General features: G+C 60.7%; 22 protein-coding genes and 1 pseudogene. 13 read left to right on the top strand and 10 right to left on the bottom strand.

What is annotated here, in order from left to right:
- Position 1 precedes the first annotated feature (1 nt).
- Positions 2–2,740, bottom strand: a complete 2,739-nt coding sequence (locus BTHE68_RS22170) for an MGH1-like glycoside hydrolase domain-containing protein (protein WP_162068470.1) — start codon at positions 2,738–2,740, stop codon at positions 2–4.
- A 261-nt stretch (positions 2,741–3,001) separates the two neighbouring features.
- Entirely contained in the window at positions 3,002–4,219 is a 1,218-nt protein-coding gene (locus tag BTHE68_RS22165) for an FAD-dependent monooxygenase (protein ID WP_162068469.1), read from the bottom strand.
- Positions 4,220–4,388: 169 nt separating this feature from the next.
- On the opposite strand from BTHE68_RS22165, the gene BTHE68_RS22160 reads away from it, so the two are divergent.
- From BTHE68_RS22160 to BTHE68_RS22150, 3 genes are all read left to right on the top strand, one after another.
- Positions 4,389–5,324 carry a LysR family transcriptional regulator gene (locus BTHE68_RS22160; protein WP_162068468.1) on the top strand — a complete coding sequence of 312 codons (936 nt, stop codon included), beginning with the start codon at positions 4,389–4,391 and terminating at the stop codon, positions 5,322–5,324.
- A gap of 332 nt (positions 5,325–5,656) precedes the next feature.
- Entirely contained in the window at positions 5,657–6,082 is a 426-nt protein-coding gene (locus tag BTHE68_RS22155) for a septal ring lytic transglycosylase RlpA family protein (RefSeq protein ID WP_232078079.1), read from the top strand.
- Between the two features lie 157 nt (positions 6,083–6,239).
- The gene (locus tag BTHE68_RS22150; RefSeq protein ID WP_162068467.1) at positions 6,240–7,907 is read left to right on the top strand and encodes an ABC-F family ATP-binding cassette domain-containing protein; all 1,668 of its coding nucleotides are present in this window, start codon (positions 6,240–6,242) and stop codon (positions 7,905–7,907) included.
- A 22-nt stretch (positions 7,908–7,929) separates the two neighbouring features.
- Here the strand turns inward: BTHE68_RS22150 and BTHE68_RS22145 are convergent, their stop codons facing one another.
- From BTHE68_RS22145 to BTHE68_RS22115, 7 genes are all read right to left on the bottom strand, one after another.
- Entirely contained in the window at positions 7,930–8,679 is a 750-nt protein-coding gene (locus BTHE68_RS22145; protein ID WP_162068466.1) for an IclR family transcriptional regulator, read from the bottom strand.
- Between the two features lie 11 nt (positions 8,680–8,690).
- A complete protein-coding gene (locus BTHE68_RS22140; protein WP_162068465.1) occupies positions 8,691–9,443 on the bottom strand; it encodes an amino acid ABC transporter ATP-binding protein in 753 nt (250 codons plus the stop codon).
- On the bottom strand, positions 9,440–10,084 hold the full coding sequence (locus BTHE68_RS22135; protein ID WP_162068464.1) for an amino acid ABC transporter permease: 645 nt from the start codon (positions 10,082–10,084) through the stop codon (positions 9,440–9,442). The genes BTHE68_RS22140 and BTHE68_RS22135 overlap by 4 nt, the downstream gene beginning before the upstream one ends.
- Positions 10,085–10,095: 11 nt before the next feature.
- Positions 10,096–10,812, bottom strand: a complete 717-nt coding sequence (locus tag BTHE68_RS22130; protein ID WP_162068463.1) for an amino acid ABC transporter permease — start codon at positions 10,810–10,812, stop codon at positions 10,096–10,098.
- A 13-nt stretch (positions 10,813–10,825) separates the two neighbouring features.
- Positions 10,826–11,677, bottom strand: coding sequence for an ABC transporter substrate-binding protein (locus BTHE68_RS22125; RefSeq protein ID WP_162068462.1), 852 nt, complete (start codon positions 11,675–11,677; stop codon positions 10,826–10,828).
- 391 nt (positions 11,678–12,068) lie between these two features.
- The gene (locus tag BTHE68_RS22120; protein ID WP_162068461.1) at positions 12,069–13,166 is read right to left on the bottom strand and encodes a lipopolysaccharide biosynthesis protein; all 1,098 of its coding nucleotides are present in this window, start codon (positions 13,164–13,166) and stop codon (positions 12,069–12,071) included.
- A 977-nt stretch (positions 13,167–14,143) separates the two neighbouring features.
- A complete protein-coding gene (locus BTHE68_RS22115) occupies positions 14,144–14,485 on the bottom strand; it encodes a BON domain-containing protein (protein WP_162068460.1) in 342 nt (113 codons plus the stop codon).
- A 609-nt stretch (positions 14,486–15,094) separates the two neighbouring features.
- On the opposite strand from BTHE68_RS22115, the gene leuC reads away from it, so the two are divergent.
- From leuC to BTHE68_RS22065, 10 genes and pseudogenes are all read left to right on the top strand, one after another.
- Positions 15,095–16,525, top strand: a complete 1,431-nt coding sequence (leuC, locus tag BTHE68_RS22110) for a 3-isopropylmalate dehydratase large subunit (protein WP_162068459.1) — start codon at positions 15,095–15,097, stop codon at positions 16,523–16,525.
- Position 16,526: 1 nt separating this feature from the next.
- Entirely contained in the window at positions 16,527–17,123 is a 597-nt protein-coding gene (leuD, locus tag BTHE68_RS22105; RefSeq protein WP_162068458.1) for a 3-isopropylmalate dehydratase small subunit, read from the top strand.
- A gap of 37 nt (positions 17,124–17,160) precedes the next feature.
- On the top strand, positions 17,161–18,231 hold the full coding sequence (leuB, locus tag BTHE68_RS22100; RefSeq protein ID WP_162068457.1) for a 3-isopropylmalate dehydrogenase: 1,071 nt from the start codon (positions 17,161–17,163) through the stop codon (positions 18,229–18,231).
- Positions 18,232–18,340: 109 nt separating this feature from the next.
- Positions 18,341–19,367 (top strand): annotated as a pseudogene (locus BTHE68_RS37355) (ABC transporter substrate-binding protein).
- Entirely contained in the window at positions 19,364–20,218 is an 855-nt protein-coding gene (locus BTHE68_RS22090) for an ABC transporter ATP-binding protein (protein ID WP_162068456.1), read from the top strand. Before BTHE68_RS37355 ends, BTHE68_RS22090 begins: the two are co-directional and overlap by 4 nt.
- Positions 20,199–21,005, top strand: a complete 807-nt coding sequence (locus tag BTHE68_RS22085) for an ABC transporter permease (RefSeq protein ID WP_162068455.1) — start codon at positions 20,199–20,201, stop codon at positions 21,003–21,005. The genes BTHE68_RS22090 and BTHE68_RS22085 overlap by 20 nt, the downstream gene beginning before the upstream one ends.
- A 27-nt stretch (positions 21,006–21,032) precedes the next feature.
- Positions 21,033–21,788, top strand: a complete 756-nt coding sequence (locus BTHE68_RS22080) for an SDR family NAD(P)-dependent oxidoreductase (protein WP_162068454.1) — start codon at positions 21,033–21,035, stop codon at positions 21,786–21,788.
- 15 nt (positions 21,789–21,803) lie between these two features.
- Positions 21,804–22,646, top strand: a complete 843-nt coding sequence (locus BTHE68_RS22075) for a fumarylacetoacetate hydrolase family protein (protein WP_162068453.1) — start codon at positions 21,804–21,806, stop codon at positions 22,644–22,646.
- A gap of 51 nt (positions 22,647–22,697) precedes the next feature.
- On the top strand, positions 22,698–23,723 hold the full coding sequence (locus tag BTHE68_RS22070) for an ABC transporter substrate-binding protein (protein WP_162068452.1): 1,026 nt from the start codon (positions 22,698–22,700) through the stop codon (positions 23,721–23,723).
- 16 nt (positions 23,724–23,739) lie between these two features.
- Positions 23,740–24,663: an SMP-30/gluconolactonase/LRE family protein gene (locus tag BTHE68_RS22065; protein ID WP_162068451.1), complete on the top strand. Its 924-nt coding sequence runs from the start codon at positions 23,740–23,742 to the stop codon at positions 24,661–24,663.
- On the opposite strand, the gene BTHE68_RS22060 is transcribed toward BTHE68_RS22065, so the two are convergent.
- The gene (locus BTHE68_RS22060; protein WP_162068450.1) at positions 24,654–25,562 is read right to left on the bottom strand and encodes a LysR substrate-binding domain-containing protein; all 909 of its coding nucleotides are present in this window, start codon (positions 25,560–25,562) and stop codon (positions 24,654–24,656) included. The genes BTHE68_RS22065 and BTHE68_RS22060 overlap by 10 nt on opposite strands.
- Positions 25,563–25,819: the final 257 nt, after the last annotated feature.

The raw sequence follows: 25,819 nt of genomic DNA, 5'->3' as shown, positions 1-25,819 counted from the left end.
CTCATACCTTGCCGGTGTCTTCTCCGCTCACCTGCTCCCTGACGAGGTGGGACACCACGCGCCCGCGATCCGTTTCCAGCATGGTTTTGGCGTCGACGCGCCCGAACAGGTCGAGCAGCGCAGCGACCAGGCCCGTCCAGCCGGTCTGGTGACTGGCCCCGAGGCCAGCACCGTTGTCGCCGTGGAAGTACTCGTAAAACAGGATCAGGTCGCGCCAGTGCGGATCGCTCTGGAATTTTTCCGTTCCTCCGTAAACCGGCCGTTTGCCCTGGGCGTCGCGCAGGAACGTGCCGGTCAGGCGACGCTCGATTTCCTTCGCCACTTCGAAGAGCGTCATGTGTTGCCCGGAGCCGGTCGGGCATTCGACCTTGAAGTCGTCGCCAAAGAAGCTATACAGGTTCGCCAGCGCGCGGACGATCAGCAAGTTGACCGGCATCCACACCGGTCCGCGCCAGTTCGAGTTGCCGCCAAACATGCCCGTGTTCGATTCGGCCGGCAAGTACTGCACCTTGTATTCCTGTCCGGCGACGTGAATCACATACGGGTGCTCCAGGTGATACAGCGAAAGCGAACGGATGCCGTGGGGCCCCAGGAACTCCTTCTCGTCGAGCATGTAGCCGAGCACCCGTTCGAGCTTGCGCTTGTTCAGGATCGAGAGAAGCCTGCGCTCCCTGTAGCCGATGAAACCGCTATCGGTCGGGGCAACCTGCGCGATCAATTCGGGGTAGCGTTTGCGAAACTGCGCGATCATCTCCAGCAGCTTCGGATAGCGCGTGACGGACTGCGATTCGAACACCGTCGACGCGCACAGCGGCAGCAGCCCCACCAGCGACCTTATCTTCAGGCGCGTCGTCCGACCGTCGGGGAGCCGCAGCAGATCATAGAAAAAGCCATCTTCCTCGTCCCACATCTCGTCGTCGTGTTCCCCGCGTCGGTCCATCGCGTAGGCGATCCACATGAAATGCTGAACGAACTTGAAGGCGACCTCCTCGTAGAGCGGGTCGTATTCGGTCAGAATCACGGCCATCTCCAGCATGGCCTGGCAGTAGAACGCCATCCATGCGGTCCCGTCCGCCTGCTCGAGCGATCCGCCGGTCGGGAGTTGGGCGCTGCGGTCGAAAACACCGATGTTGTCGAGACCGAGAAAGCCGCCGGCGAACACATTGCGGCCCGACGGATCCTTGCGATTCACCCACCAGTTGAAATTGAGCATCAGCCCCTGAAACGAGCGCTCCAGGAAACGCGGGTCGGCCCGTCCCAGTTCTCTCTCGTACTTGTACAGCCAGAGCGTGGCGGCGGCATGCACCGGCGGATTCACGTCGCTGAAGTTCCACTCGTAGGCTGGAATCTGGCCGCTCGGGTGTACGTAGAGGCTGCGCAGCATCAGCAGCAGTTGCTCCTTCGCAAAATCGAAATCGACCTGCGCCAGGGCAATCGTATGGAAGGCCAGGTCCCAGGCCGCATACCACGGATACTCCCACTTGTCCGGCATGGAGATCACGTCGGCGTTCAGCATGTGGAACCACTCCGTGTTGCGCACGTCGCGCCGTGCGGAGTCGAGCAATGGGTGGCTCCCGTGTTCGCGCAGCCAGAGTTCGAGATCGAAGTAGTAGTATTGCTTGCCCCATAACATGCCCGACAACGCCTGGCGATGCACCCGACGCTGATCTTCGGTCAGCGATTTGGGCGTGATGCGCTCGTAGAACTCGTTCGCATCGGCGAGGCGGCTATCGAAGATCTGATCGAAGCCGCCGAAGGCGTCGTCGAGTCTGGATGACGCGAGTCGCAAGCGGATGGTCGCGCTGCCGCCGGCGGGTATGTCGCTGGTGTAATGGGCCGCGGCCTTGGTTCCCGTCCTGGCTGGGTTCACGGCGTCGCGCTGTCCTGAGATGACGTAGGCGTGGAATGCGTCCTTGACGAACGGCGACGCGTTGGGTTGACCCCACAGGCGCTGCGTATTGCTTTCGTTTTCGGTGAAGAGCGTCTCCGGCGCGCCATCGCAATGGAGCCAATATTCGCCCAGATCATGATGCATGGCCCGAATGGCGCCAGCACCCGCGTCGTGCAGGGACGGCTTGCGATTGTCCTCGCCCCAGGCCCATGTGTTGCGGAACCAGAGCGTCGGCAGGACCCGAAGTCGTGCCGCCTCCGGTCCGCGATTGTGCACGGAAATCCGCACGAGAATGTCTTCCGGAGCGGCCTTCGCGTATTCCACGAACACGTCGAAATATCGGTCATCGTCGAAGATGCCGGTGTCGAGCAGTTCGTATTCCATCTCCTCCCGCGATCTTTTGCGGTTGGTCTCGATCAGATCCCGGTACGGATATTCCCTCTGAGGATATTTATAGAGGTACTTCATGTACGAGTGCGTGGGCGTGCTGTCGATGTAGAAGTAATACTCCTTCACGTCTTCACCATGATTGCCCTCGCTATTGGTGAGGCCGAACAGGCGCTCCTTCAATATCGCATCGTGCTCGTTCCATAGCGCGAGCGCAAAGCAGAGGCGCTGCTGGTCGTCACACAGTCCGCCGAGACCGTCCTCGCCCCACCTGTAGGTGCGCGAACGCGAATGATCATGGGTGAAGTAATTCCAGGCGTCGCCGTTGTCACTGTAGTCTTCACGCACCGTGCCCCACTGCCTCTCGCTAAGGTAGGGCCCCCATTTCTTCCACGGTACTTGTGCCTCACGCGAGGCGTTCAGGCGCTTTTGTTCCACCACATCGACGATTACCTGGCTCATGCTGGTTCTCCGTCACGGCTGAATAAACTCGGCTTGACGCAACGCGTGAGAGCCGGCGAGTGCTGCGTCGGCGATCAGCATGGTCGATCCCTACAAGTGTAGGTTGTGCGTGTCGGGGAATGCGAGTTTCGGTCGGGCTCCGAAACTCGCACCGCAGTGGCTACGGTTGCACGGCGCCACAGTCACGGCGACCACGGCAGGCATGCAACGACCCTCGACGAGTTGGAATAGCTGTCCAGGCGTCAGCGCGAGGAGCGCAGTTCAAAACCAGGTGCCGCCCTGGCGTTCGGTCGGCTCTTGTTCAAGAGCGTCGAAATCGTGAATCCAGTCCAGATGATGCAGCAGGCTGTCGCGCGCGCGAAGGCGGGCGTTGCGCGCCGTCGCCTCGGCCCCGTCCGGCAGATGCAACACGTCAGCCGTCGATATTGAGGCGTATTGCACCTTGCGCGTGCGACCACGGCGCAACCGTTCGTAAGCCTCCTGCGCCTCACGCCAGCGTCCCGGGCCCGCCTTGGCCAGCTGCGCGGCCAACACGACGGCATCTTCGATCGACTGATTGGCGCCTTGGCCGTGGTGTGGCACGAGCGCATGCGCGGCATCGCCGATGAGCGTTACGCGGCCCTTGCTCCAGCGCCCGAGCGGCGGACGATGGAACAGACCCCAGCGCTGGCTGATGGGCACCGCTGTGATCATCTGCACCACGGCGGGATGCCAGCCCTTGAACAGGCGCAACTGCTCACCCTCGCTCGCCGACGTGACCCACTCGCGCGATGACCACGGTGACGGATGGCGCTCGACAAGCAGAAAGTTCTGGTCGCCTTTGTCGCCGATCGGATAGTGAAGCAGATGTCCCTGCGGCCCGACCCAGAACTGAATGGCCTCGGGATCGGGCAGGAGATCCACGCCGCCGGCCGGCACCACGCCACGAAAACCCGAGCAGCCCGAATACAGGGCGTCGTCGTAACCGAGCATCCAGCGGCGCGTGATCGAGCGTGCCCCGTCCGCGCCGATCACCAGGTCGGCGTCGATCTGCCGTCCATTGGCGAAACTCAGACTCACACGATCCGGATGCTGCACGAGATCGGTCAGTCGATGGCTGAGATTGATGCGTTCGATGCCGACGGCTCGCGACAGCACGGCCTGCAGATCCGCGCGATGCACGCCCCAATACGAACCGCCGAACTGCTGGCGATAGCTCGGTTCGCCACGATGCTGTCCGATCACTTCGCCGCTGCGCCCGTCCCGATAGATCAGCGCGGGTATTTCAGCGCATACCGCATCGAACGCTGCACGCAGTCCCATCCGCTCATAAAACCGCGTCGCATTCGCCGACAGCGCGACGGCCGCTCCGACCTCGCGAAGCTCGTCGGTCTGCTCGTACAACTGCGCGTCGAGACCATATTCCCGCAATGCGAGCGCGAGGGTCAGGCCGCCGATGCCAGCACCGACGATTGCGATCTTCAGATCCAGCTGTTCCATGGGGTGTCTCCGATATTCAGATTGTGTCGTGGTCGGCGCGGCATGCGTCCTCTAATGAAACGGGATGTGTGCGCCTTGTCCGAATTCTCGTCACTGCCCGTCCATTCCACAATAAAATGAGAGAAATCTGCTTCATCACTAGAATCAATGATGGCGAGGGACCGAAATCATGGAACTGAGTGAAGTTGATCTCAATCTGCTGCTGCTTTTCCAACGGTTAATGCAGGAGCGGCGCGTGGCGACGGTGGCCGAGCAGATGAACATGAGTCAGCCCGGCGTCAGCAACGCGCTGGCCAAACTGCGTCGTCTGCTCGGTGATCCACTGTTCGTGCGTGCGCCGGGCGGCGTAGTGCCCACGCCATTCGCGATCCGTCTGGCGGAGCCCGTTTCTCATGCGCTCTCGACGCTGCATGCGGCACTCAATCCCCAGACGGGTTTCGATGCGCTGCGTGTCACGCGCAAGGTAACGATCGGGATGACGGATATAGGTGAGGTCGTGTTTCTGCCCGCGTTGGTCGAGCGACTGTCGCGCGAGGCGCCAGGCATCGCGCTTAATACCGTTCGCGACACGAGCATCAATCTGGGCAACGAGATGGCCGAGGGCCGGGTCGATGTTGCAATCGGCCTGCTGCCACAACTCAAAGGCGGCTTCTATCAGCGCCGCCTGTTCGATCAGCGGTATGTCTGTCTGTTCAGACACGGCCATGCGCTCGAAGACGCGCCGCTCACGCTCGCTGCCTGGCGAAAAGCCGAGCATCTGGTGGTGGTCTCCGCCGGTACTGGACACGGTCAGGTCGACGATTGGCTGAAACGGCGAGGCGTGCAGCGCCGCGTTCGATTGACGGTGCCGCACTTCATGAGCGTCGGCTACATTCTGCAACGCACCGATCTGATTGCCACGGTGCCGGAACGACTGGCCCTGCAACTGGCAGCGCCGTTCTCATTGAGCCTGCGCGCATTGCCCTCGACGTTGCCCGAGGCTCCGATCCATCTGCTCTGGCATGCGCGAGTCCATCAAGACGAGGGCAATCGATGGCTGCGCAACGTGGTGATCGACCTGTTCGCGGACTCGGCGACGCCAGCGCGGAGAACGAAGTCCGTGTAATCAGGTTTGTGGTTCGATCGAGACATCAGGTCCAGCGACCTGATCGAGGCGCGTCTCTGTGTGCCTTCTCGTCTATTGTGCAGACAATACAAATATCCCGACGCTTCAATATCAGCCGGAGTTCGCTGGTCGCCAAGGCAATTTCCAGACTAAAACGGCCTGAAAACTGCGAGGGGTAGTTGCCCCTGGCACTCGCGCTTTGCAACATCGATAAGGCTGAGGTCGTCTAAAGGGCGCTACTTGTATGAATCCGGCAAGATGACGAGGAGCAGAAAATGAACGCTGGTCGAATCGGTCCGTGCTTAGTTCTGATTCCGCTTCTGACGTGCTGCATGAGCATGACGCTCCGTGCGGAAGAAAAGATTGCTCCGAGCCAAGCCGAGCATCGAGCGGCAAGCGGCGCGCATCTGGACCACTCAGGTCGAGCCAGAAAGGGCGAAGCTTCGTACTACAGCCGCAAGTTCTACAAGAAGAAGATGGCCGATGGCTCGCGAATGAACCCGCAGTCCAACGTGGCAGCGAGCAAGACGCTTCCGCTTGGCACCAAGGCTCGCGTAACGAACCTGGAGAATGGCAGCAGCGATGTCGTCGAGATCAAGGATCGCGGTCCGTACGCGCAAGATCGCATCGTCGATGTGTCGCCGCAGACCGCGGATAAGCTCGGTCTCAAGAAAGATGGCACGGCTCCGGTTGAAGTAAAACCGCTCGAGGTTCCGCAAGCTGACGGATCCGTCAAGCGCACTTCAGATGTGAAGTGAGCGCGAGTTCTCGAGGAGCCCGCGTCCTATACGCATCGCGCTTTGCGGGCCGGTGGGCGCCGCAAATCGCAGCTTACCTGCGCTCTTGCGGCTGGAAAAGCGACAGGCCTGTACGTCGGTTGGGCTATCATGCCTTTCCTCTCCGAAGTAGCTCCCTATGATTTCCGTCCGTAATGTCACGCTGCGCCGCGGCGTCAATGTCGTGCTCGACCGCGCGTCCGTCACCTTCACCCCCGGCGAAAAGATTGGCCTGGTTGGCCGCAATGGGGCCGGCAAGTCATCCTTCTTCGGTCTTCTCAATGGCACGCTGCACGAGGACGGAGGCGAGTTCTCGATTCCAGCTGCGTGGAAGATGGGCCAGGTTGCACAGGAGATGCCGGAGACCGAGCAGAGCGCGACCGACTTCGTTGTCGAGGGTGACACCGTGCTGCTGGCCGCGCAGGCCGAAGTAGCCGCCGCCGAGGCCAGTGACGATGGCATGCGCATGGCGCACGCCTACATGGACCTCCACGACGCTGGGGCGCACGATGCTCCGGCACGCGCCCAGGCGCTGATCCTGGGCCTTGGTTTCAGTGATGCGCAGCTTAGCCAGCCGGTCAACAGTTTCTCCGGCGGCTGGCGCATGCGACTGCAACTGGCGCGCGCGCTCATGTGCCCGTCCGACTTGCTGCTGCTCGACGAACCGACCAATCACCTTGACCTCGACGCGCTGGTCTGGCTGGAAGCGTGGCTCAAGCGCTATCAGGGAACCTTGGTTGTGATCAGCCACGATCGCGAATTCCTTGATGCGGTGACGCAGGTCACGGTGCACGTCGACAACGCCAGGCTCGTGCGCTATGGCGGCAATTACAGCAAGTTCGAAGACATGCGCGCCGAGCAGCTCGTGTTGCAGCAGGCGGCGATGGCCAAACAGGTGGAAAAAATCGCCCATCTGCAAAAATTCATTGACCGTTTCAAGGCGAAGGCCTCGAAGGCGAAGCAGGCGCAGAGCCGGGTCAAGGCGCTCGAACGCATGGAAAAGATCGCACCCGTGCTCGCCGACGCAGAGTTCAGCTTCGAGTTCAAGGAACCGCTCAACGTCCCGAACCCGCTCTTGTCGATGCTGGATGCGACCTTCGGCTATCCGGCGCCGGCCGACGCACAGCCGGGCACGCCGCCGACGGTCATCGTGCGGGGTATCAACCGATCCGTGCTCGCCGGGCAGCGCATTGGCATTCTCGGTGCCAACGGCCAGGGCAAGTCCACGCTGGTGAAGACGGTGGCGCACGAGCTGGCGCCGATTGCCGGCGAACTCAGCGAAGGCAAAGGCCTTAACATCGGCTACTTCGCACAGCAGGAACTCGACGTGTTGCGTCCTCTGGACACGCCGATGGAACACATGATCCGCCTTGCCAAGGACACGCCGGCGCACATGCGTGCGCCCGGCCAGAGTGGCACCGAACAATCGCTTCGCACTTTTCTCGGCAGCTTCAACTTCAGTGGCGACATGGTCCATCGGGCGGTCGGCACCATGAGCGGCGGCGAAAAGGCGCGGCTCGTGTTGTGCATGATCGTGTGGCAGCGTCCGAACCTGCTGCTGCTCGACGAGCCTACGAACCATCTCGACCTGGCCACACGCGAAGCGCTAGGCATGGCACTCAACGAATTCGAAGGCACAGTGATGCTGGTCAGTCACGACCGGTCCCTGCTGCGCGCAGTGTGTGACGAGTTCTGGCTCGTCACCAAGGGTGGCGTCGAGCCCTTCGACGGTGATCTGGACGATTACCAGCAGTTCCTGCGCGACGAAGCCCGCCGCCTGCGTGAGCAGGCTGCCGGGGAACAGTAGCGAGCGAAGCCGTGTATCCATGTCAGCGATGCGAAAGCGCCTGCGCCGACAGAAGCAGATCGTCCAGCATCGACTGACGGCGTTCGGGGTCCGTGTCGCGGCCCGTCATGAAGCACAGCGCGGCGATCGGGATGCCCGCGCGGTCGCGAACGGGCGCGGCCATGCAGAGCCGGAACGCGTTGGATAGCCCTTCCGTGCAGCAATAGCCAAGCGTTTTCGCGTTCTGCACATCGCGCATGAATTCATCGAAATCGATGTGCACGCCGTTGTCGAGCACGAAGTCATCCGCGGGAATCAGGGTGCGGATGGCGTCGGCGTTCATGTGACCGAGCAGCAGGCGCCCGGTCGCGGTCCACGGAATCGGCACGCGCACGCCGATATCCGAGCTGATGTTGAACGGCCGCGCACTGTTCTCCGATAACACGACCGAGTACTTATTCCCTTCGAGCATGCACAACTGCGTGGTCTCGTCGTACTTGCGCACGAGCGCGAGAATAGACTGATGCGCGCGGCTGATGAGGTCGTTGTGCGCCGCGTAGTCCGAGCCGTAGTAATGCATCTCGCGTCCGAAGAACACACTGCCATCCGTCGATGTTTCGAGCCAGCCCACTTCGGTAAGAATGGCGACGAGTTCGTAGATGCTCGAACGCGGCGAGCCGGTCGCTTCGATCAACTCGCGCATCGTCATGGGCCGCTGCGCGTGATGCAGCTTCCTCAAGATATCGATGACACGGTCCACGCCTCGCGCGCGCGACGATTCCGTTGCTGCCATTCGTTGACCCTTCAATGGTCGAGCACACGGCTGAGAAACTGCCGCGTGCGTTCGTTTGACGGGTTGACGAAGATTTGCTCCGGATCGCCTTGCTCTGCAATCACGCCCTTGTCCATGAACACGACGCGATCCGCCGTCTTGCGCGCAAAGCCCATTTCATGCGTGACGACGACCATCGTCATGCCGTCGCGCGCGAGGCCGCGCATCACTTCCGTCACTTCGCCGACGAGTTCGGGATCGAGTGCGGATGTGGCTTCATCGAAGAACATGATGCCGGGTTCGACCGCCAGCGCCCGCGCAATGGCGACGCGCTGCTGCTGTCCGCCCGACAACTGGCTCGGATAATGCGATGCACGGTCCGCGAGACCCACGCGGTCGAGCGTTTCCATTGCGCGTTTGCGGGCATCGGCGGGCGACATGCCGCGCGCCTTGATCAGCGCGAGGGTGACATTGCCGAGCGCGGTCTTATGCGGGAACAGGTTGAACTGCTGAAACACCATGCCGACGTGGCCGCGAATCTCGCGCGCGCGCTTCGGATCGTGCAGGGGCACTTCGTTGACCCACACCTGGCCGGAGTCCGTCGTTTCCAGTCCGGCCATGATGCGAAGCACGGTGCTCTTGCCCGAACCGGATGCGCCGATCAGCACGAGCACTTCGCCTGCGCGCACTTCGAGATTGATCTCGTTGAGAACGCGCGTCGCGCCGAATGCCTTGCTCACGCCCGACAACGAAATGACGGGCTTGTTCTGGATGGAATCGCTCACGTAAGTCTCCGGCGGTCATGATGGCGCACCCATTGCGAAAGCGGGAAGCACACGACGAAATAGATCAGCGCGACGAGTCCGTAAATCTCGACCGGCTTGCCGATGCGATCCACGATCGCCTGGCCACCGTGCATCAGTTCGGACATGCCGATCATGCTGACGATCGAGGTATCCTTGATGAGGGACAGGTATTGCCCGACGAGCGGCGGCAATACGATGCGTCCGGTCTGCGGTAACACGACCGAGGCAAAGGTCTGCATGCGCGACAGACCGAGAATCTGCGAGACTTCCCACTGTCCCTTCGGCACTGATTCGATGCCCGAGCGAAAGACTTCCGCGATATAAGCGCCCTGATACACGCTCAAGCCGATCACGCCCGCTGCAAAGACATCGATTGCATAGCCGAAGTACGAGACGCCGAAGTAGATGAACATCAGCGTGATGAGTACGGGTGTACCGCGAAACAACTCCGTGTAGAGCTTCGCGATTCGGTCCGTGCCCCACGGCCCGAACGACCGGAGCACGGCGGCGAGCAGGCCGATGAGCGTGCTCCCGACGATCGCCGCGACAGACAAGAGCAGCGTCGTCACGAGACCTTGCAGCAAAATCGACAGACTGTTTCTCAGCAATTCAAGTGACATGACTCAATCCCTCATGCACGATTCGCACGACGCAGCGTGAAACCAAGCCAACGCGCACCCGGCCTCACGATGAGCGGCGGATGAAACATGCGTGCGCCGAGTTGACTGGCAATCCACGACAACACATTGCTCAGCACCAGATACGCGACGAGCACGACCGCGAACGTCTGGACATACAAGAGCGTGCGCGAATTGATGACGGTTGCGGTGCCGGTGAGCTCGGGCAACGCAATTGCGGACAACAGCGAAGTACCGAGCAACAACTGAATCAGATAATTGACGATGGCCGGATACACCGCACGCGCTGCCTGCGGCAACACGATCTCTTTGAAAATCTGCCCGCGTTCCAGGCCAAGAATGCCGGCTGCTTCAATCTGTCCGCGCGGCACCGATTGCATGCCCGCGCGAAACACTTCCGACAGATACGCGCCCACGTTCACGCCCAGCGCGATGACACCGGCCCAATATGCATCGAGCGCAATGCCCATCGACGGCAAGCCGAAGAACACGATGAAGATCTGCAGCAACACCGGCGTATTGCGGATGGCTTCGACGTAAGCCCGCGCGATGAACCGCACGATGGCCGACGGCGACATGCCGGCAAGCGCCGCGATCAGACCGAGCGCGAGCGCCAGCACGAACGCCAGCATCGTGACCTGCAAGGTCAGCCAGCCCGCCTTCAGAAACTCGGGGACGTAGCCCCATAGCGTCAGCCATTGATAGCTCATCTGCGCCTCCGCTTCAGAACTGCGGATTGAGCGGATATCTCGGATCGACGCCGAACCACTTCTTGTACAACTGCGCGTTTAGTTTCGATGCATTGATGTTGAACAGGAACAGGTTCAGATAGTTGAGCCACGCCTGGTCACCCGCCTTCACGCCGAACGCGTTGTACTCGAGCGGCACGAGTGCTTCGTTCGTTACGGCCAGTTCCGGATCGAGCTTCGCCTGATACGCAAGGAAGTTGTTGTCCTCGATCATCGCATCGGCCTGGCCCTGCTTGACCGCGAGAATGGCCGCCTGCGAACTGTCGTATTCCTGAATCTTGACGGGGATGCCCATCGAGCGGACTTCGTCGCCGTTGGTCGAGCCTTTGACCGTGGCGATGGTGCGCCCGCTCATGTCCTTCGCCGACTGGATGCCGCTGCTCTTCTTCACGAGCATCGCTTCGCTGGCGACAACGTACGGCGACGTGAACTCGACGACCTTCGCGCGTTCGAGGTTGCGCGTGAAGTTGCAGAACACGACATCGACCTTGGCGGTCTGAAGATTCGGGATGCGATTCGCGCTGGTCGTGTTCACGACCTCGAGCTTCACGCCCATTTGCTTGGCGAGCTCCTTGGCGAGGTCGACGTCGTAGCCGTCCGGATTGCCGTCTTTGTCGTAAAAGCCGAACGGCGCGAACGTGAGGCAGTCGCCGACACGCAGCGTCCCACGCTGAAGCACGGCTTGAAGCGTCGATGCAGGCGCCGCTGCCGATGAACCCTGCTCGGGCGTCGCCACTTTGGTGCAGGCGGAGAGCGCGAGCAGTCCGCTCACGGCGGTTGCGGCGAACAGCATGGCGGCTTTGGCGCCCTTGGTGGCGAGCTTCATGTTCAGATCCTGATTTAGGGGTTGGACTGAGAAACCGCTTCCGTCGAAGCACTACAGTGTCCGATATATCGGATAGTTATCTGGCGAGCCGGATTGTTGTCGAAGTGTTGGACGCTAAAAAGGGCCGTGCAAGCCGCCAGAACCCTTATTGCTTCGAGACTTTTGTTGGGCTAGCTAAACGTGCAGCGTTCACGTGTTCGTCCGCGAAGCGCAACGATTTTTTGATCCCCAGTGGGACGTTGAGCTACGGTCGATGATGCCAACGTGAATTCAAATTCAAATGGCGGGTGAGGAGCGGCCTGGAACGCTCCGCTCCTCTACCCGACAGATTTGACTGCGTAAGCCGCTTGCAAGACCACCGTGCGCCATCCGCGCCGGTAAGCTCTGCACGCTATCTGGGGTGGTTCGCGATGAAGTTCTTGACTGCCGTGTACGCAGCTTTCTTCGTCTTGCCGTCGCTCTGCAACATCCCGTAATTTCCTTCCTGGGAGTCGTACAACTCGAAGCCCTGGACGGACTGGACGTTGTACTTCGACGCCTGCGTGTAGTACTGCAGCATCATCAGGTTGCCGGTCAGGTAGGAGGCGATGGCGTCATTCGTGCCGTATTCGGGACGCACGCCGTACTCGTTGATCCAGACCGGTCTACCAAACGAACTGATAATACCGAGGATGTCGTGGCATCCCGTGCCGCCGCAGGCATTAGTGATGTCGCCTTGGTCGGAGTACCAGTGCCATGCAGTGATGTCCCAGCTGACCGTCGGGTGACCGTGCGTCCCGTCGGGCTGCGAGCCGTCAAGGAGCATTTGAAAAAACGCAATATGCTTCCACGTTCCATCGACGATGATCTTTGCCGAACTGTCGACCGATTTCACACCTGCGATCATGCCGCGAATAACACCGCGCGCGATCATGAACGGCTGGTTACTGTACTGATACCACACGTTGCCGTCGTAGTTTCCGGCCAGCGCGGCTGAGTCCAGCTCATTCGCAACTTCGTAGTACGCATACTTGTACGTCTGCGCCGTCTGCTGACCCATCGTGTAACCGGCGTTGTAGGCCGCTTCCTCGGTATCGAAGCCCAGGCCGAGCAGCATCACCGGATACACCTGAACGCCGCCTGCCGCAAACTGCTTGGCAACGGTCGCGAGCACCTTGGCCGATCCCAGGCTGTACACGTCGTTGCGGAAAATCTTTACGCCGAGGTCTTGCAATTGCGACAGCTGCGTTGCGTAGGGCGTGTTGTCGTACGCGCCGCCGTTGGTGATGTGACCGTTCATGCCATAAAAGATCGAACCGGTGGTGGCGGCTTTTGCGGTCGCCTCGGGCGTATCGGCGGCCTTGACCGTCGCAGCATCAACGGTGCCTTCGCTTCCGCCGCCGCAAGCTGCGAGCATCAGGCTTGCGCCGACCGCAACTGCGACAGCCGAGAACTTGCCGAGAGAGAATTGGCCGAGCAAAAGATTGCTTATTTTCTTTTTAAATATCATGGTGATTAGTAATCCAAATTAAATGCGTCATTCTGTTTCGACGCGGACTGGTGACTTTAGGGCCCTGATCCAGTCATCGGTTGTCGATGTAATCAGGAACCGAACCGATGAAAAAAAGCCGCCGCTGTCAGTACGTAAATACCCAAACGGACTGGACGCGACTGTGGCCCGGCGCGAGTCTGCGCGGGAGGCCGTGTAATGGATCAGTGCATCGGCGCGCACGCGCTCTTGCTTCTCGGAAAAGTCGACAGAGACGGGACAAAGTTACCGAATTTGTCTGACCTTATAAGCGCTTTTACGGCAAAGCCTACGGAATTCTTTAATTCGTATGAGGAACTTAAGGACCGCGCGCCACGTTTGTGCGCATCGGTAGGTAATAGTTACCTTAGAGAGGTTTGGGAACCAGATGACTACAGGAGGACAGCGAAAGGGTCGATTAGCGGCGCACCTGGTTCGCATCAGAACTCGTGGTGCGCCTTTTTGCTTCTGGCGCCCTCGATACTCACGTCAGTGCAGCGACGTAGACATTCGGTATCCTGATGAAAATCACCGTGTGGAGGGGACGTTGTATTGATTAAATTAGCGGAGCGCTGCCGTGCAAGGTCTTGGACCCGCTTGGTTGACTTACTGAGACGTGTTCCGTCAATTAGCCGACGGTCTCGCTGTACAGATTGATTTGGAGGATGCTGCGATGGACGATCTGTTGTCCTGGTCGGTGATGCGAGCGGGCGCTACGCTCCAAACAGGGTGAACGTGTTCCGCGACGCGCTTCGAAATCAGATCGCCGAACTCAGCGAACAACACTGACGCTCTCTCGTGGAACGGCGTCCTTACCTTGAGGCTTCCGCCGGTGGATGCAACACGAAAAATTGCCGATTCCGTCGACGCAGGCTGTCGAACCACAAGCAAGCCCGACAGCCTGCGTCGTTCACGAAGCGGTAATGTGCGTGCGATAAGCCGTCACGCTGAAGCCGGTTTCAATGCCCGGCTTCTTCCACCGTCAGATTGTTGGTTACCGACGACACGCCGGGTACGCCCTCGGCTATTTTCCCTGCGGCATCTATCTGCTTCTGATCGGGCGCCATCCCGACCAGCGTAACCTTGCCGCTGCGAGCGACAGCATGAATATCGGCCGACTCCAGACCCTTTTGCTTGTACAGCGCGGTCTGAACCTGCTTCGCGAGTTGCCGGTTTGCGGCTCTGCCGGATGATTTCGAAGAAGTCGCTGCGCCTGTCTCTTGCGCACCAACCACGGGCACGGTCGCGATGATCGCGCCGATGGAAATCGCCGCGGCAAGGAAGATGTTCGTGGATTTCATTTCTTTTCCTCAGGTAAAAGTAGTAAGACGGGAGGAGAAACGCAAAGAACACCGGTCAACCGCGCGTACGAAAAAAATGCGCAAACCGGCAGTCGTGACCTGCGGCACTGCATCTACATTGTAAGCATGGAGGCATTGTGTTTGCGGCGTCAAAATTTCCTCTACTGCTCAGTTCATAACGCAATCATCCGCGTTCAGCCGTGCTATTCAGAAAAAAAGTGCGCGGAGACAAAGCCGTGCGCGTCGAGACACTAAAAGGGCGAGTTGGCTCGGCCAACGACTTCTCTCGACGAACCGGCGCAATGCCGATTCCTGTACCGCATCAGTCGATGTAGCCGTTCATCGAATCGCACCCAGCCAGGCACGACACTACCCGACGAGGTCTCATTGATCGCATTCGATTCGAATTGCGAGCCAAGCGGCTCGACGATCCGACCGGCCCAAAAATCACTGGCGGCGGTGTCGCTTCGTCATCGCGTTTGACGATGGTGCCTTTCCCAAAAAGCAGGTACAGCGCGGCCCGTCTGGCGCATGATGCTCGCACAACATTGACTCGCCGAACGAAGGCGTGCCTTCCCGAACGGCGCATTGACGGAGTGAGACGAAGCGATGCAACTCGAACAAGGGGTGGGTGGTCCACAGACTCTTTACGACAAGATCTGGAAAAGTCACCGGGTGATGTCGCGCAACGACGGGCAGGACCTGTTGTACATCGACCGGCATTTTATTCATGACGTCACCGCGCAATCCTTCGATCTGTTGCGCCAGCGCGGGATCAAGCCACGCTCGCCCGAGCGAATCTTCGGTACGGCGGACCATTACGTTTCCAGCGCCGCAAACGACATGTCGGCGGTGACCGACCCCGAGCGGCGCGCCATGATCGAGGCCCTGCAGCGTGACGCAGCCGAGTCGAGCATCACCTTGTTCGACATGGACGATTCGCGTCGCGGCATCGTCCACGTAGTCGGGCCCGAGCAGGGTTTGAGTCTGCCCGGCATGACCGTCGTCTGTGCCGACAGTCACACTTCGACACACGGTGCAATGGGCGCGCTCGCGTTCGGTATCGGCGCAACCGAGGTGGCTCATGTGCTCGCCACGCAATGCCTGTGGCAACGCAAGTCGAGCAACATGCGCGTCACTCTCGATGGCACGCCGGGCCCGGGCGTCACCGCCAAAGACCTGATCCTCGCCGTGATCGCGCGAATCGGCGTGGCCGGCGCTGCGGGCCATGTCATCGAGTACGCAGGCTCCGCCATCGCGGGTCTCTCGATGGAAGGTCGGTTGACGCTGTGCAACATGACCATCGAGGCCGGTGGCCGCGCCGGCATGATCGCGCCGGACGACACCACTTTCGCGTATCTGGCTCAGCGTCCCTACGCTCCCAAGGGCGAGCGTTGGGATCGCGCGATGGCGCACTGGCGCAAGTTGTTCACGGACGCCGACGCGACCTTCGACCGGGAGGTGCATATCGACGTTGCCGGGATCGCCCCGATGGTGACCTGGGGCACGACACCGGAATACGCCTGCGCCATCGACCGGCGCGTCCCCGATCCCGCGCTGCAGGCGGACCCCGATCTGCGCGCCGCGATGTCGAGGGCGCTCGACTACATGGGCTTGGCCCCGAACGAGGCGCTGGAAGGCGTGGCGATCGACCGGGTGTTCATCGGTTCGTGCACGAACGGGCGCATCGAGGATATGCGCAGCGCGGCCGAGGTCGCGCGGGGCCGCCATATCGCATCGGGCGTCGAGGCATGGGTGGTGCCGGGCTCGCACGAGGTGCGAGCGCAGGCCGAGGCCGAAGGACTGGACCGCGTGTTCAAGGAAGCCGGTTTCCAGTGGCGTTTCCCAGGCTGCTCGATGTGTCTTGCAACCAACGGCGATATCGCCGCGCCCGGGCAGCGTTGCGCCTCCACATCAAATCGCAATTTCGTGGGCCGTCAAGGGCCGGGCGTGCGCACGCATCTGATGAGTCCGGCTATGGCGGCTGCCGCTGCTGTGACAGGACGTCTGATCGATGTGCGCCGCCTCCTGGGAGCATGAGATGGAAAGCCTGACTCACCTCGATGCAGTCGCAGCCCCGATCGTCGTCATCAATTGCGATACCGATCAGATTCTGCCGGCGCGCTTCCTGCAAAAACCCCGCTCCGACGATTTCGGTCAGTTCCTTTTTCGTGCACTGCGCTTTGACGCAGACGGCGCCGAAAAGCCCGAGTTCGTGCTTAACCAGGCGCCGTTTCGCGACTCGCGCATCGTGGTGGCGAACCACAACTTCGGTTGCGGCTCTTCGCGTGAGCACGCTGTCTGGGCGCTGACCGACTACGGAATCCGGGCGGTGATCGCCCCAAGTTTCGGCGATATCTTCTTCATCAACTGCCTGAAGAACGGGCTGCTTCCCATCGTGCTGCCGGAGAGCGTGGTTCTTCCGCTTCTGGAAAGCCTGACCAATAAGGCGGGTAGCCGAATCTCCATCGACGTGCCTGCCCAGACTGTGACATTACCCGACGGCACCTCGCATGCGTTCGAGATGGAGCCCTTCGCCAAGGAGTGCCTGCTGCGTGGCATGGACGAGATCGATTACACGCTTTCGCATCGAGACCGCATTGATGCATTCGAGCGCAACCGTGCCGACGCTTATTGAGGCGCGCGCTTTCTAAAACGACCCTGGAGGAGTTCAGATGAAGATTGCAGTCATGCCCGGTGATGGTATCGGTCCGGAAGTAGTGGCACAGGCTCTCAAAGTGCTGCACGTCGTGGCACCTCAAGCCGAGACTCAAGAGGCGCACATCGGCGAGGCCGGAATCCAGGCGCACGGCGTGCCGCTTCCGGAGCCTACGCTTGACGTGGCGCGCAAGGCCGACGCCATTCTGTTTGGTGCGGTAGGCGTAGCTGACGAGGCAGAGATTCCCCGCGCGCGTCGACCCGGAACGGGTCTGTTGCAGCTGCGCGAAGCGCTCACGCTGTACGCAAACTTCCGGCCGGCCTATATGTTCCCGGAATTGATTGGCGCTTCGACCCTGCGGCCGGAAGTCGTTGACGGACTGGACATCGTCATCGTTCGTGAGCTGAACGGCGATGCTTATTTCGGTCAGCCGCGCGGATTCGAAACCAACGCAGCAGGGGAGCGCGTGGGTTTCAACACGATGCGTTATTCCGAGTCAGAGGTTGAACGCGTCGCGCACGCGGCCTTTCGGGCCGCGCGTCGCCGTCACCACAAGCTGTGCTCGGTGGACAAGGCCAACGTGCTTGAAGCGAGTCAGTTGTGGCGCGAAACGGTCACTCGCGTTGGGCGAGACTACCCGGACGTCGAACTAAGCCATCTCTTCGTGGACGCCGCTGCCATGATGCTGATGCGCCGACCCAAGCAGTTCGATGTGATCGTTACGGGCAATCTGTTCGGCGATATTCTGTCGGACGCCGCGGCCATGTTGACTGGATCGATCGGCATGCTGCCCTCGGCTTCGCTAGGGTACGACCGCAAAGGGCTGTACGAGCCCGTGCATGGCTCGGCACCGGATATTGCGGGCAAGGACATCGCCAATCCGCTTGCCGCCATCCTGTCGCTTGCGATGATGTTGCGCGAAAGCTTCGAGATGGAGGACGCTGCGGGCCGCGTCGAGCGGGCAGTGCGAGCAGTGCTGTCCGCCGGCTACCGCACCGCCGACATCTACCAGGACGGCACCCGAAGCGTCGGCACCCGTGACATGGGTGACGCAGTGGTCGAAGCCCTGCGCAAAGAAGTCGTTTAGGGCGGATCGCGCCTTGGGTCGGCTGGCATCCCGGCGTCCCGATCACGAAGTGCCAGTCCGTCCAAGGCAGTTGTTCGCACCAACATCCCTAGAAAGGGAGGAGACAACCATGAAGCTGAAACTCGCTGTTGCATTGTGCGCAGCCTTGGAACTCGTTTGCGCATCAGCCACGGCAGTGGCGAAGGACACGCCGGAGAAGCCCGAATTGCACATTGCGGCGGCGTCGACTGGCATCACATACCTGCCCATGCTCGTCGCCAAGCAGCGCGGTTATTTCAAGGACGAAGGGCTGGACGTAACCATCGCCGCATTTTCCGGAGGCTCAAAGACTCTGGAGGCCTTGTTGGGCGGTAGCTCCGATATGGTGGCGGGGGCCTATTCGAACACGATCACCATGGCGACGAAGGGTCAGCACCTCGTCGTGGTGGCCGCACAAGTGATTTGCCCGGGCTGGATCTTTGGCGTGTCTCAGAAGCACGAGACTGACGTCAAGTCGCCCAAGGATTTGAAGGGCATGCGAATCGGCGTGAGCGCGCCAGGCTCCAGCACGCACAGCGGTCAACTATATCCTGCACAAGGCGGGCCTGCAGCCTTCGGACGTATCGATCATCGGCGTGGGGCAGGCGGCCGGTGCCGTTGCAGCGGTGCGTGCCGGGCAGATCGATGCGCTCATCGTCAATGATCCAAGTGCCACGATTCTGACGAAGGATGGCAGCCTGAGACCGCTCGAGAACATGCGTACGGCGGACGGCAACGTGAAGGTGTTCGGCTCGGACTATCCCGAGTCGAGCGTATTCGCGACGCAGGACTTCATCGAAAAGAATCCCAAGACAGTCCAGGCAGTCGCCAATGCTATCGTGCGCGCGGAAAAGTGGATAGCCACGGCCACGCCGCAACAAGTCGCGGACAACGTGCCGCCACAGTTTCTGGGGGATAACAAGGCGCTCTATGCCGAGGCCTTCACGAACAGCCGCCGCTGCATCGCGCAGAACGGAGAAATCACCCCCAAAGGCGCACAGACGGTGCATGAGGTGCTTGCAGCCTTCGACCCCGCGGTAGCGTCGGCCAAGATTGACCTCGCCACGACCTATGACAATCGATTCGTCAGAAAGGCAGCGGCGGAGGTCCAGCCATGAGCACCGCAGCCTATAGCGTCCCGGTCGACAGTCAACAAGCAGAAGTGCGTGAGGCGTTACGCTTCGACAACGTGACCTGCACTTTCGCCGGCAATGGCAAGCGCGCTCAGACCTACACCGCAGTTTCTGGCGGAACCTTGACGATAAGGGACGGAGAGTTCGTCTCGATTGTCGGCCCCACCGGCTGCGGCAAGTCGACACTGCTGAACGTGGCCGCCGGCCTGACCCGGCCTTCGTCGGGTAGCCTGAGCGTGTTCGGCAAGAAGCTAACCCATGGTCTGAACACACAGGCTGCCTACCTGTTCCAGGTGGATGCGCTCATGCCATGGAAGACAGCCGAAGAGAACATTGCCATCGGCTTGATTTTTCGCGGCATGCCGCGCGAAGAAGCGCTGGGTGTCGCCCGTGGATGGCTTGAGCGAGTGGGGCTGCAAGGGCATGGGAAGAAATACCCGCATCAGATGTCTGGCGGCATGCGCAAGCGGGCCGGTCTCGCGCAAGCCCTGGCGCTCAATCCCCGCATCATTCTGATGGACGAACCGTTCAGCGCGCTCGATATCCAGACCCGCCACCTCATGGAAAACGAGCTATTGCGGCTGTGGTCGAACGACCGCAAGTCCGTGATGTTCGTGACTCACGATCTGGAAGAGGCTATCTCGCTTTCCGACCGGGTCATCGTGCTGTCGGCGGGGCCCGGGACGCGACCGATCGCCGAGTTCGAGATTGATCTTGAGCGGCCGCGCGAAATGTCGGAGATCCGGATGACACAGCGTTTCCTTCAACTGCACACCCAAATCTGGGACGTGCTTCGAGGCGAGGTCCTGAAAAGCTATGCGCGCAATCGAGTTTAGTCCAAACAATAGTTTCACTGTTCTGGTGACGCGGCTGGCAATTCTGTTCGGTGTCCTGTTCCTTTGGTGGCTCGGAACCTATCAGAAGTGGCTGTCTCCGTTCTTCTTTGGAGATCCGGTAGGTGTGGCTCGTCGCATTGTCGAGTGGTTCGTCACGGGCTCGGTCTTCCGCCATTTGTATACGACCCTGGTCGAGACCATGCTTGCGTTCGCAATTGGTACGGTTCTTGGATTGGGATGCGGCCTTTGGCTTGCACTGAGCCCGTTCCTGGCGGTCGTATTCGATCCGTTTATCAAAGCAATGAACTCGATGCCGCGATTGATCTTTGCGCCCATTTTCGCGCTCTGGTTCGGACTGGGCATCTGGTCGAAAGTCGCTTTGGGCGTGACGCTCGTCTTCTTCGTGGTCTTCTTCAACGTGTTTCAAGGCGTCCGTGAAGTGAGCCCGACAGTGCTGTCCAACACGCGGATGCTGGGCGCCAACTCGCGTCAACTGATGCGGCACGTGTATTTGCCGTCGGCGACGAGTTGGGTGTTTTCGAGCCTGCATAACGCAATCGGCATCGCCTTCGTCGGCAGCGTGGTGGGCGAGTATCTGGGCTCGGAGAAAGGGGTTGGCTACCTGATTTTGCTGGCTGAGGGCGTGTTCGATATCAACTCGGTCATCGCGGGGATTCTGGTGCTGACTGTGTTCGCGCTCGTGCTTGATACAGCCGTATCGATGATCGAAGACTACCTGCTGCGCTGGCGCCCTGTGGCCGGGCAGACCGTTGCCGCCAGCGCCTGAGTGCGCGTTCAACCGTGAGGAATCAAATTGCAGACGAACAAAATCAATCTGACGGAGCGCGTCGCGGTCGTGACTGGCGGCGCGCAAGGCATCGGTCTTGAGGTCGGCCGCCGGCTGCTCGAATCAGGTGCCCGGCTAGTGGTCTGGGACGTCAATCCTGCCGGCATCGAGCAGGCCCGTAGCCAGCTGAGCGAGCAAGACGTTCACTTCGAGCGCGTCGACATTGCGGACTACGCGAGCGTGCAAGCGGCTGTCGCGGGAACGCTGAAGTCGGTGGGGCGTATCGATATCCTGGTCAACAACGCGGCGATTGTCGGCCCGAATGCGCCGCTGATCGACTATCCGATCGATATCTGGAAGCAGGTGATGGATATCGACGTGAATGGCACTTTCCACTGCTGCCGTGCTGTGGTCCCGGAAATGGTCCGCCAGAACTATGGCCGCATCGTGAATCTTGCCTCGGTCGCTGGCAAAGAAGGTAACCCGAATGCGGCGGCCTACAGCTCGGCCAAGGCCGCGGTCATCGCCATGACCAAGTCACTGGGAAAGGAGTTGGCGCGTCACGACATCGCGGTCAATTGCGTCACCCCTGCCGTCGCGCGCACACCTGGCGCGATGGAGCAGGCGCCCGAACATATCGAGTACATGGTGGGCAAGATCCCGCGCGGCCGATTCCTCGAACTCAATGAGGCCGCCGCCATGATCGCCTGGCTTGCCAGCGAAGAAAACTCCTTTACCACCGGAGCGGTGTTCGACCTCTCTGGCGGCCGCGCCACCTACTGAAACGAGCATACCTATATGAAGCTGTTGCGCTACGGTTCACCCGGCCAGGAGAAGCCGGGCCTACTCGATGCCGAGGGAAATATCCGGGACTTGTCGAACCATGTTGCCGACATTGCCGGCGAAGCTCTGCTGCCGGATAGCCTCGCACGCCTGAAGGCGCTGGATGCCGCGTCGTTACCGCGCGTGGAAGGCAGTCCGCGCCTGGGCTCCTGCGTGGGTGGCACCCGCAAGTTTATCTGCATCGGCTTGAATTACTCTGACCACGCAGCGGAGACCGGCGCCACGGTCCCGCCGGAGCCCATCATCTTCATGAAGGCTACGAGCGCGATCGTGGGTCCGAACGACTCGATCGAGATTCCGCGCGACTCGCTCAAGACTGACTGGGAAGTGGAATTGGGCGTGGTTATCGGAAAGACAGCCAAGTACGTCAGCGAAGCCGATGCCATGAACCATGTTGCGGGCTATTGCGTCATCAACGATGTGTCCGAGCGCGCGTTCCAGGCGGAGCGTCAGGGCCAATGGACCAAGGGCAAGTCGGCGGATACCTTCGGTCCGACCGGGCCCTGGCTCGTTACCGCAGACGAGGTTGCCGACCCGCAGACGCTGCCGATGTGGCTGGAAGTCAACGGGCATCGCTATCAGAACGGCAGTACGGTCACCATGGTGTATGGCGTGCGCTACCTGGTGTCATACCTGTCGCAGTTCATGTCATTGCAGCCGGGCGACATTATTTCCACGGGCACACCGCCCGGCGTCGGCCTGGGGCAAAAACCTCCGGTCTATCTGAAGCCGGGCGATATCGTGACGCTGGGCATCGAGGGGCTCGGGCAGCAGCGGCAGAACGTCGTGCAGGGTTGAACGCTTCACGACACGGTCCTGCAAGAGACATTTCAACGGAGACAAACCATCGTGGCAGCGCTTTGGCGTCAAGTTTCTATCGCATTGGCAACCTTCGCCGCCGTCTCGAATGCGCCGGCCGCCAGCGGCGCACCTGTGCCGGAAAAGCCCAGGCTCCATCTGGCGGCGGCGGGTGTCGGTTTTCCTTACCTGCCGTTCGTCATTGCAGACAGTCGGGGATACTTCAAACAGGCCGGGTTGGAAGTTGAAATCGGCGTATTCAGCGGAGGCGCCAAGGCACTCCAGGCAATGATGGGCGGCAGCGCCGACATTGTGGCGGGTGCCTACTCCAACACGATAACCATGGCCGCCAAAGGGCAGAAGCTGGTCTCGTTCGTGACCCTGGCGTCGTGCCCCGGCTGGGTATTTGGTGCGACCCGCGCGAGCCACGCCAAGGTCAGGACTTATGCGGACCTCAAGGGCATGCGCATTGGTGTGAGCTCGCCTGGATCGAGTTTTCACATGGGCGTGAACTATCTGCTCAGCAAGTCTGGCGTAAAGCCCGGCGACGTGTCCATCATAGGTGTGGGCTCATCTGCCGGGGCGATTGCCGCAGCGCGCAGTGGTCAGATCGACGCGTTGATGAGCAACGACCCGGTCGCCACCGTTCTGCAGGACAGCGGCGATCTGTTTCCGTTAGCCGTGATGCGAGACCCGGCCGGTACGCGCGCGACACTGGGCGGCGACTATCCGGAAGCTGCCATCTACACAAGCAAAGACTTTCTCGTCAAGTATCCGAACACCGTGCAAGCGGTAACGAATGCCATCCTCGAGGCTGAGCGCTGGATGGCGCACGCAACGCCTGAGCAGGTCGCCGCCGCCGTGCCGCCGCAATATGCGCTAGCCGAGAAGGATGTCTTCGCGCGTGCCTACGCCAACATGCAAAGCTGCATTTCACGCGATGGCCTGATGACCGACGCTGCCGCGCATACCGTACACGATGTTTTAACCGCATTCGATCCCGAGATTGGCAAAGCCTCGATCGACCTGAAGGCTACATACGACAACCATTTCGTCGAGAATGCGGACAAGCGTTGAACTGAGGAGACTAAACATGGAGAGCGGCGTCCGCATCGTGGCGGAAGGCTTGATGTTCCCCGAGGGACCGGTCGCGATGTCTGATGGCTCGATCGTGCTGGTCGAAATCGAGCGTGAGACCATCAGTCGCGTATCCGCAGACGGCACGGTGAGCGTCCTTGCGGAAACAGGCGGAGGGCCGAACGGTCTGGCTTTAGGCCCGGATGGTGCCTTCTACATCTGCAACAACGGGGGGTTCCTTTTCCGTACCGTTGCCGGGCTCAATCGCACTCGACCGGGTATTCACCCAAGCTATACGAGTGGCCGCATCGAACGGTTCGACCCGCGTACGGGTACGCTGACGACGCTCTACGACCGTTGTGGCGATCATCCGCTGTGCGGCCCTAACGACATCGTCTTCGACCACGAGGGCGGCTTTTATTTCACCGATTTTGGCAAGAACCGTCTGCGCGATCGCGATCACGCCGGTCTATATTACGGGCGAGCCGACGGGTCGATGATTGTCGAAGTCGCTTATCCGCTTACCACAGCGAACGGTGTCGGTTTGTCGCCGGACGACCGCGTCGTCTATGTGGCGGAGACTGAGACGGCGCGCTTATGGGCTTTCGATCTGGAGGCGCCTGGCAGGGCACGCAAGCATCCTTATCCATCCCCGCACGGCGGGCGTCTCGTGTGCGGGCTTCCGGGTTACCAGCGATTCGATAGTCTGGCAGTGGACGTGGAAGGAAATATCTGCGTGGCCACGCTGGTCACCGGCTGTATTACCGTGGTCGCGCCGTCTGGCGAGGTGACGCGGCAAGTCACAGTGCCGGACGGCATGGTGACAAACATCTGCTTCGGTGGCGCCGATATGAAGACAGCATTTGTCACGATGTCCGGCACCGGACGTCTGGGTGCGTTGTCCTGGCCGCAAGCGGGGTTGAAGCTTGCCTATTCGTGATTGGCTTGCTGCTGCGCACTTGCAAGCAGATGCTTGAGAAAGAGCTGGACGGGCGCGGGGAGCGACTCCGCCTCGCGCACACAGATTTTCCAATGCCGCTCGGCCCAAGGTTCGTCCAGCAACACGGCGACCAGGGGAGCAGAACTGACGTATCGTTCGGCATGATGCTCGGGCACCAGCCCGACACCGAGCCGCGCCTCCACCATGCTGCGGACCGGCTCGAAACCATTGACCCGGATGGAAAGCTTGAGCGGGTGGTCAAGGTCTGCCGCCGCGCGCAACACCAGCGAATTCAGATAGCTGCCTTCCTGAGGCCCGACGAGCGGATACTCGGCCACCTCGCGAAATCTCACTCGGCCAGCACGGCTGAGTGGATGATCGGGCGGCATGATGACGACTAGCCGGTCGCTGCGGTAGGGATAGACCTGCAGCCCGGCGGCGACCGTGGTGCCGCCGAACACGCCGATATCCGCGGTGTTTTCGGCCACGGCGCGAACGACCGCGGGGCTCAGGCTCTCTTGCAGGTCGATGCGCAGACCGGGATGTCCGTCCAGAAAAACGCGGATATCTTTGGCGATGTACTGCACGATGGTCGAGAGGCTGGCGTGTAACCGAATCTGACCACGCACCCCTTCGGCGTGGTCAAGCAGCTCGCTCTCCATATGTTGAATGTCGCGCAGAAGCGTGCGGGCGTGTTGCAGCAGTGCCGCCGCCGCGACTGTCAGTTCCAGGCCCTTGTTGCTGCGCACAAACAGAGCGGTCTTGAGGAGGTCCTCGAGCTGCGACATGCGCTTGCTGAGAGCCGAAGGAGCGATATTCTCGAATTCTGCCGCCCGCGCGATGCTGCCGTGCTCACAGACGGCGATAAACAGCTTCAGCGATTGTAGGTCGAAACGCAACTGAGTCTCCTGAGCGCGGTCTTCTCGCCGCGACGCTTTCATGTGAAGCGAGAATAGTCACGGAGTCGGTGGCAAGTCAACCGGCGCAGATAGCGCACGCTAGAGCGATCGCCGCATGTCTGGGGCATCGCAAGCTTCAATTTGTCGAAGCCTGGCACCGTCGCGGCGAATCTCGCAAAGACGGCGCGCCAGAAAACGACTGCCGCAGTGAGGGTCCGGCCGATGAAGATGCAGGCGACCATCCGATTTTCGGACGC

This window comes from Burkholderia sp. THE68 (assembly GCF_009938265.1).
Lineage (GTDB): Bacteria > Pseudomonadota > Gammaproteobacteria > Burkholderiales > Burkholderiaceae > Caballeronia.
This window is presented reverse-complemented; position numbering and strand designations above follow the sequence as displayed.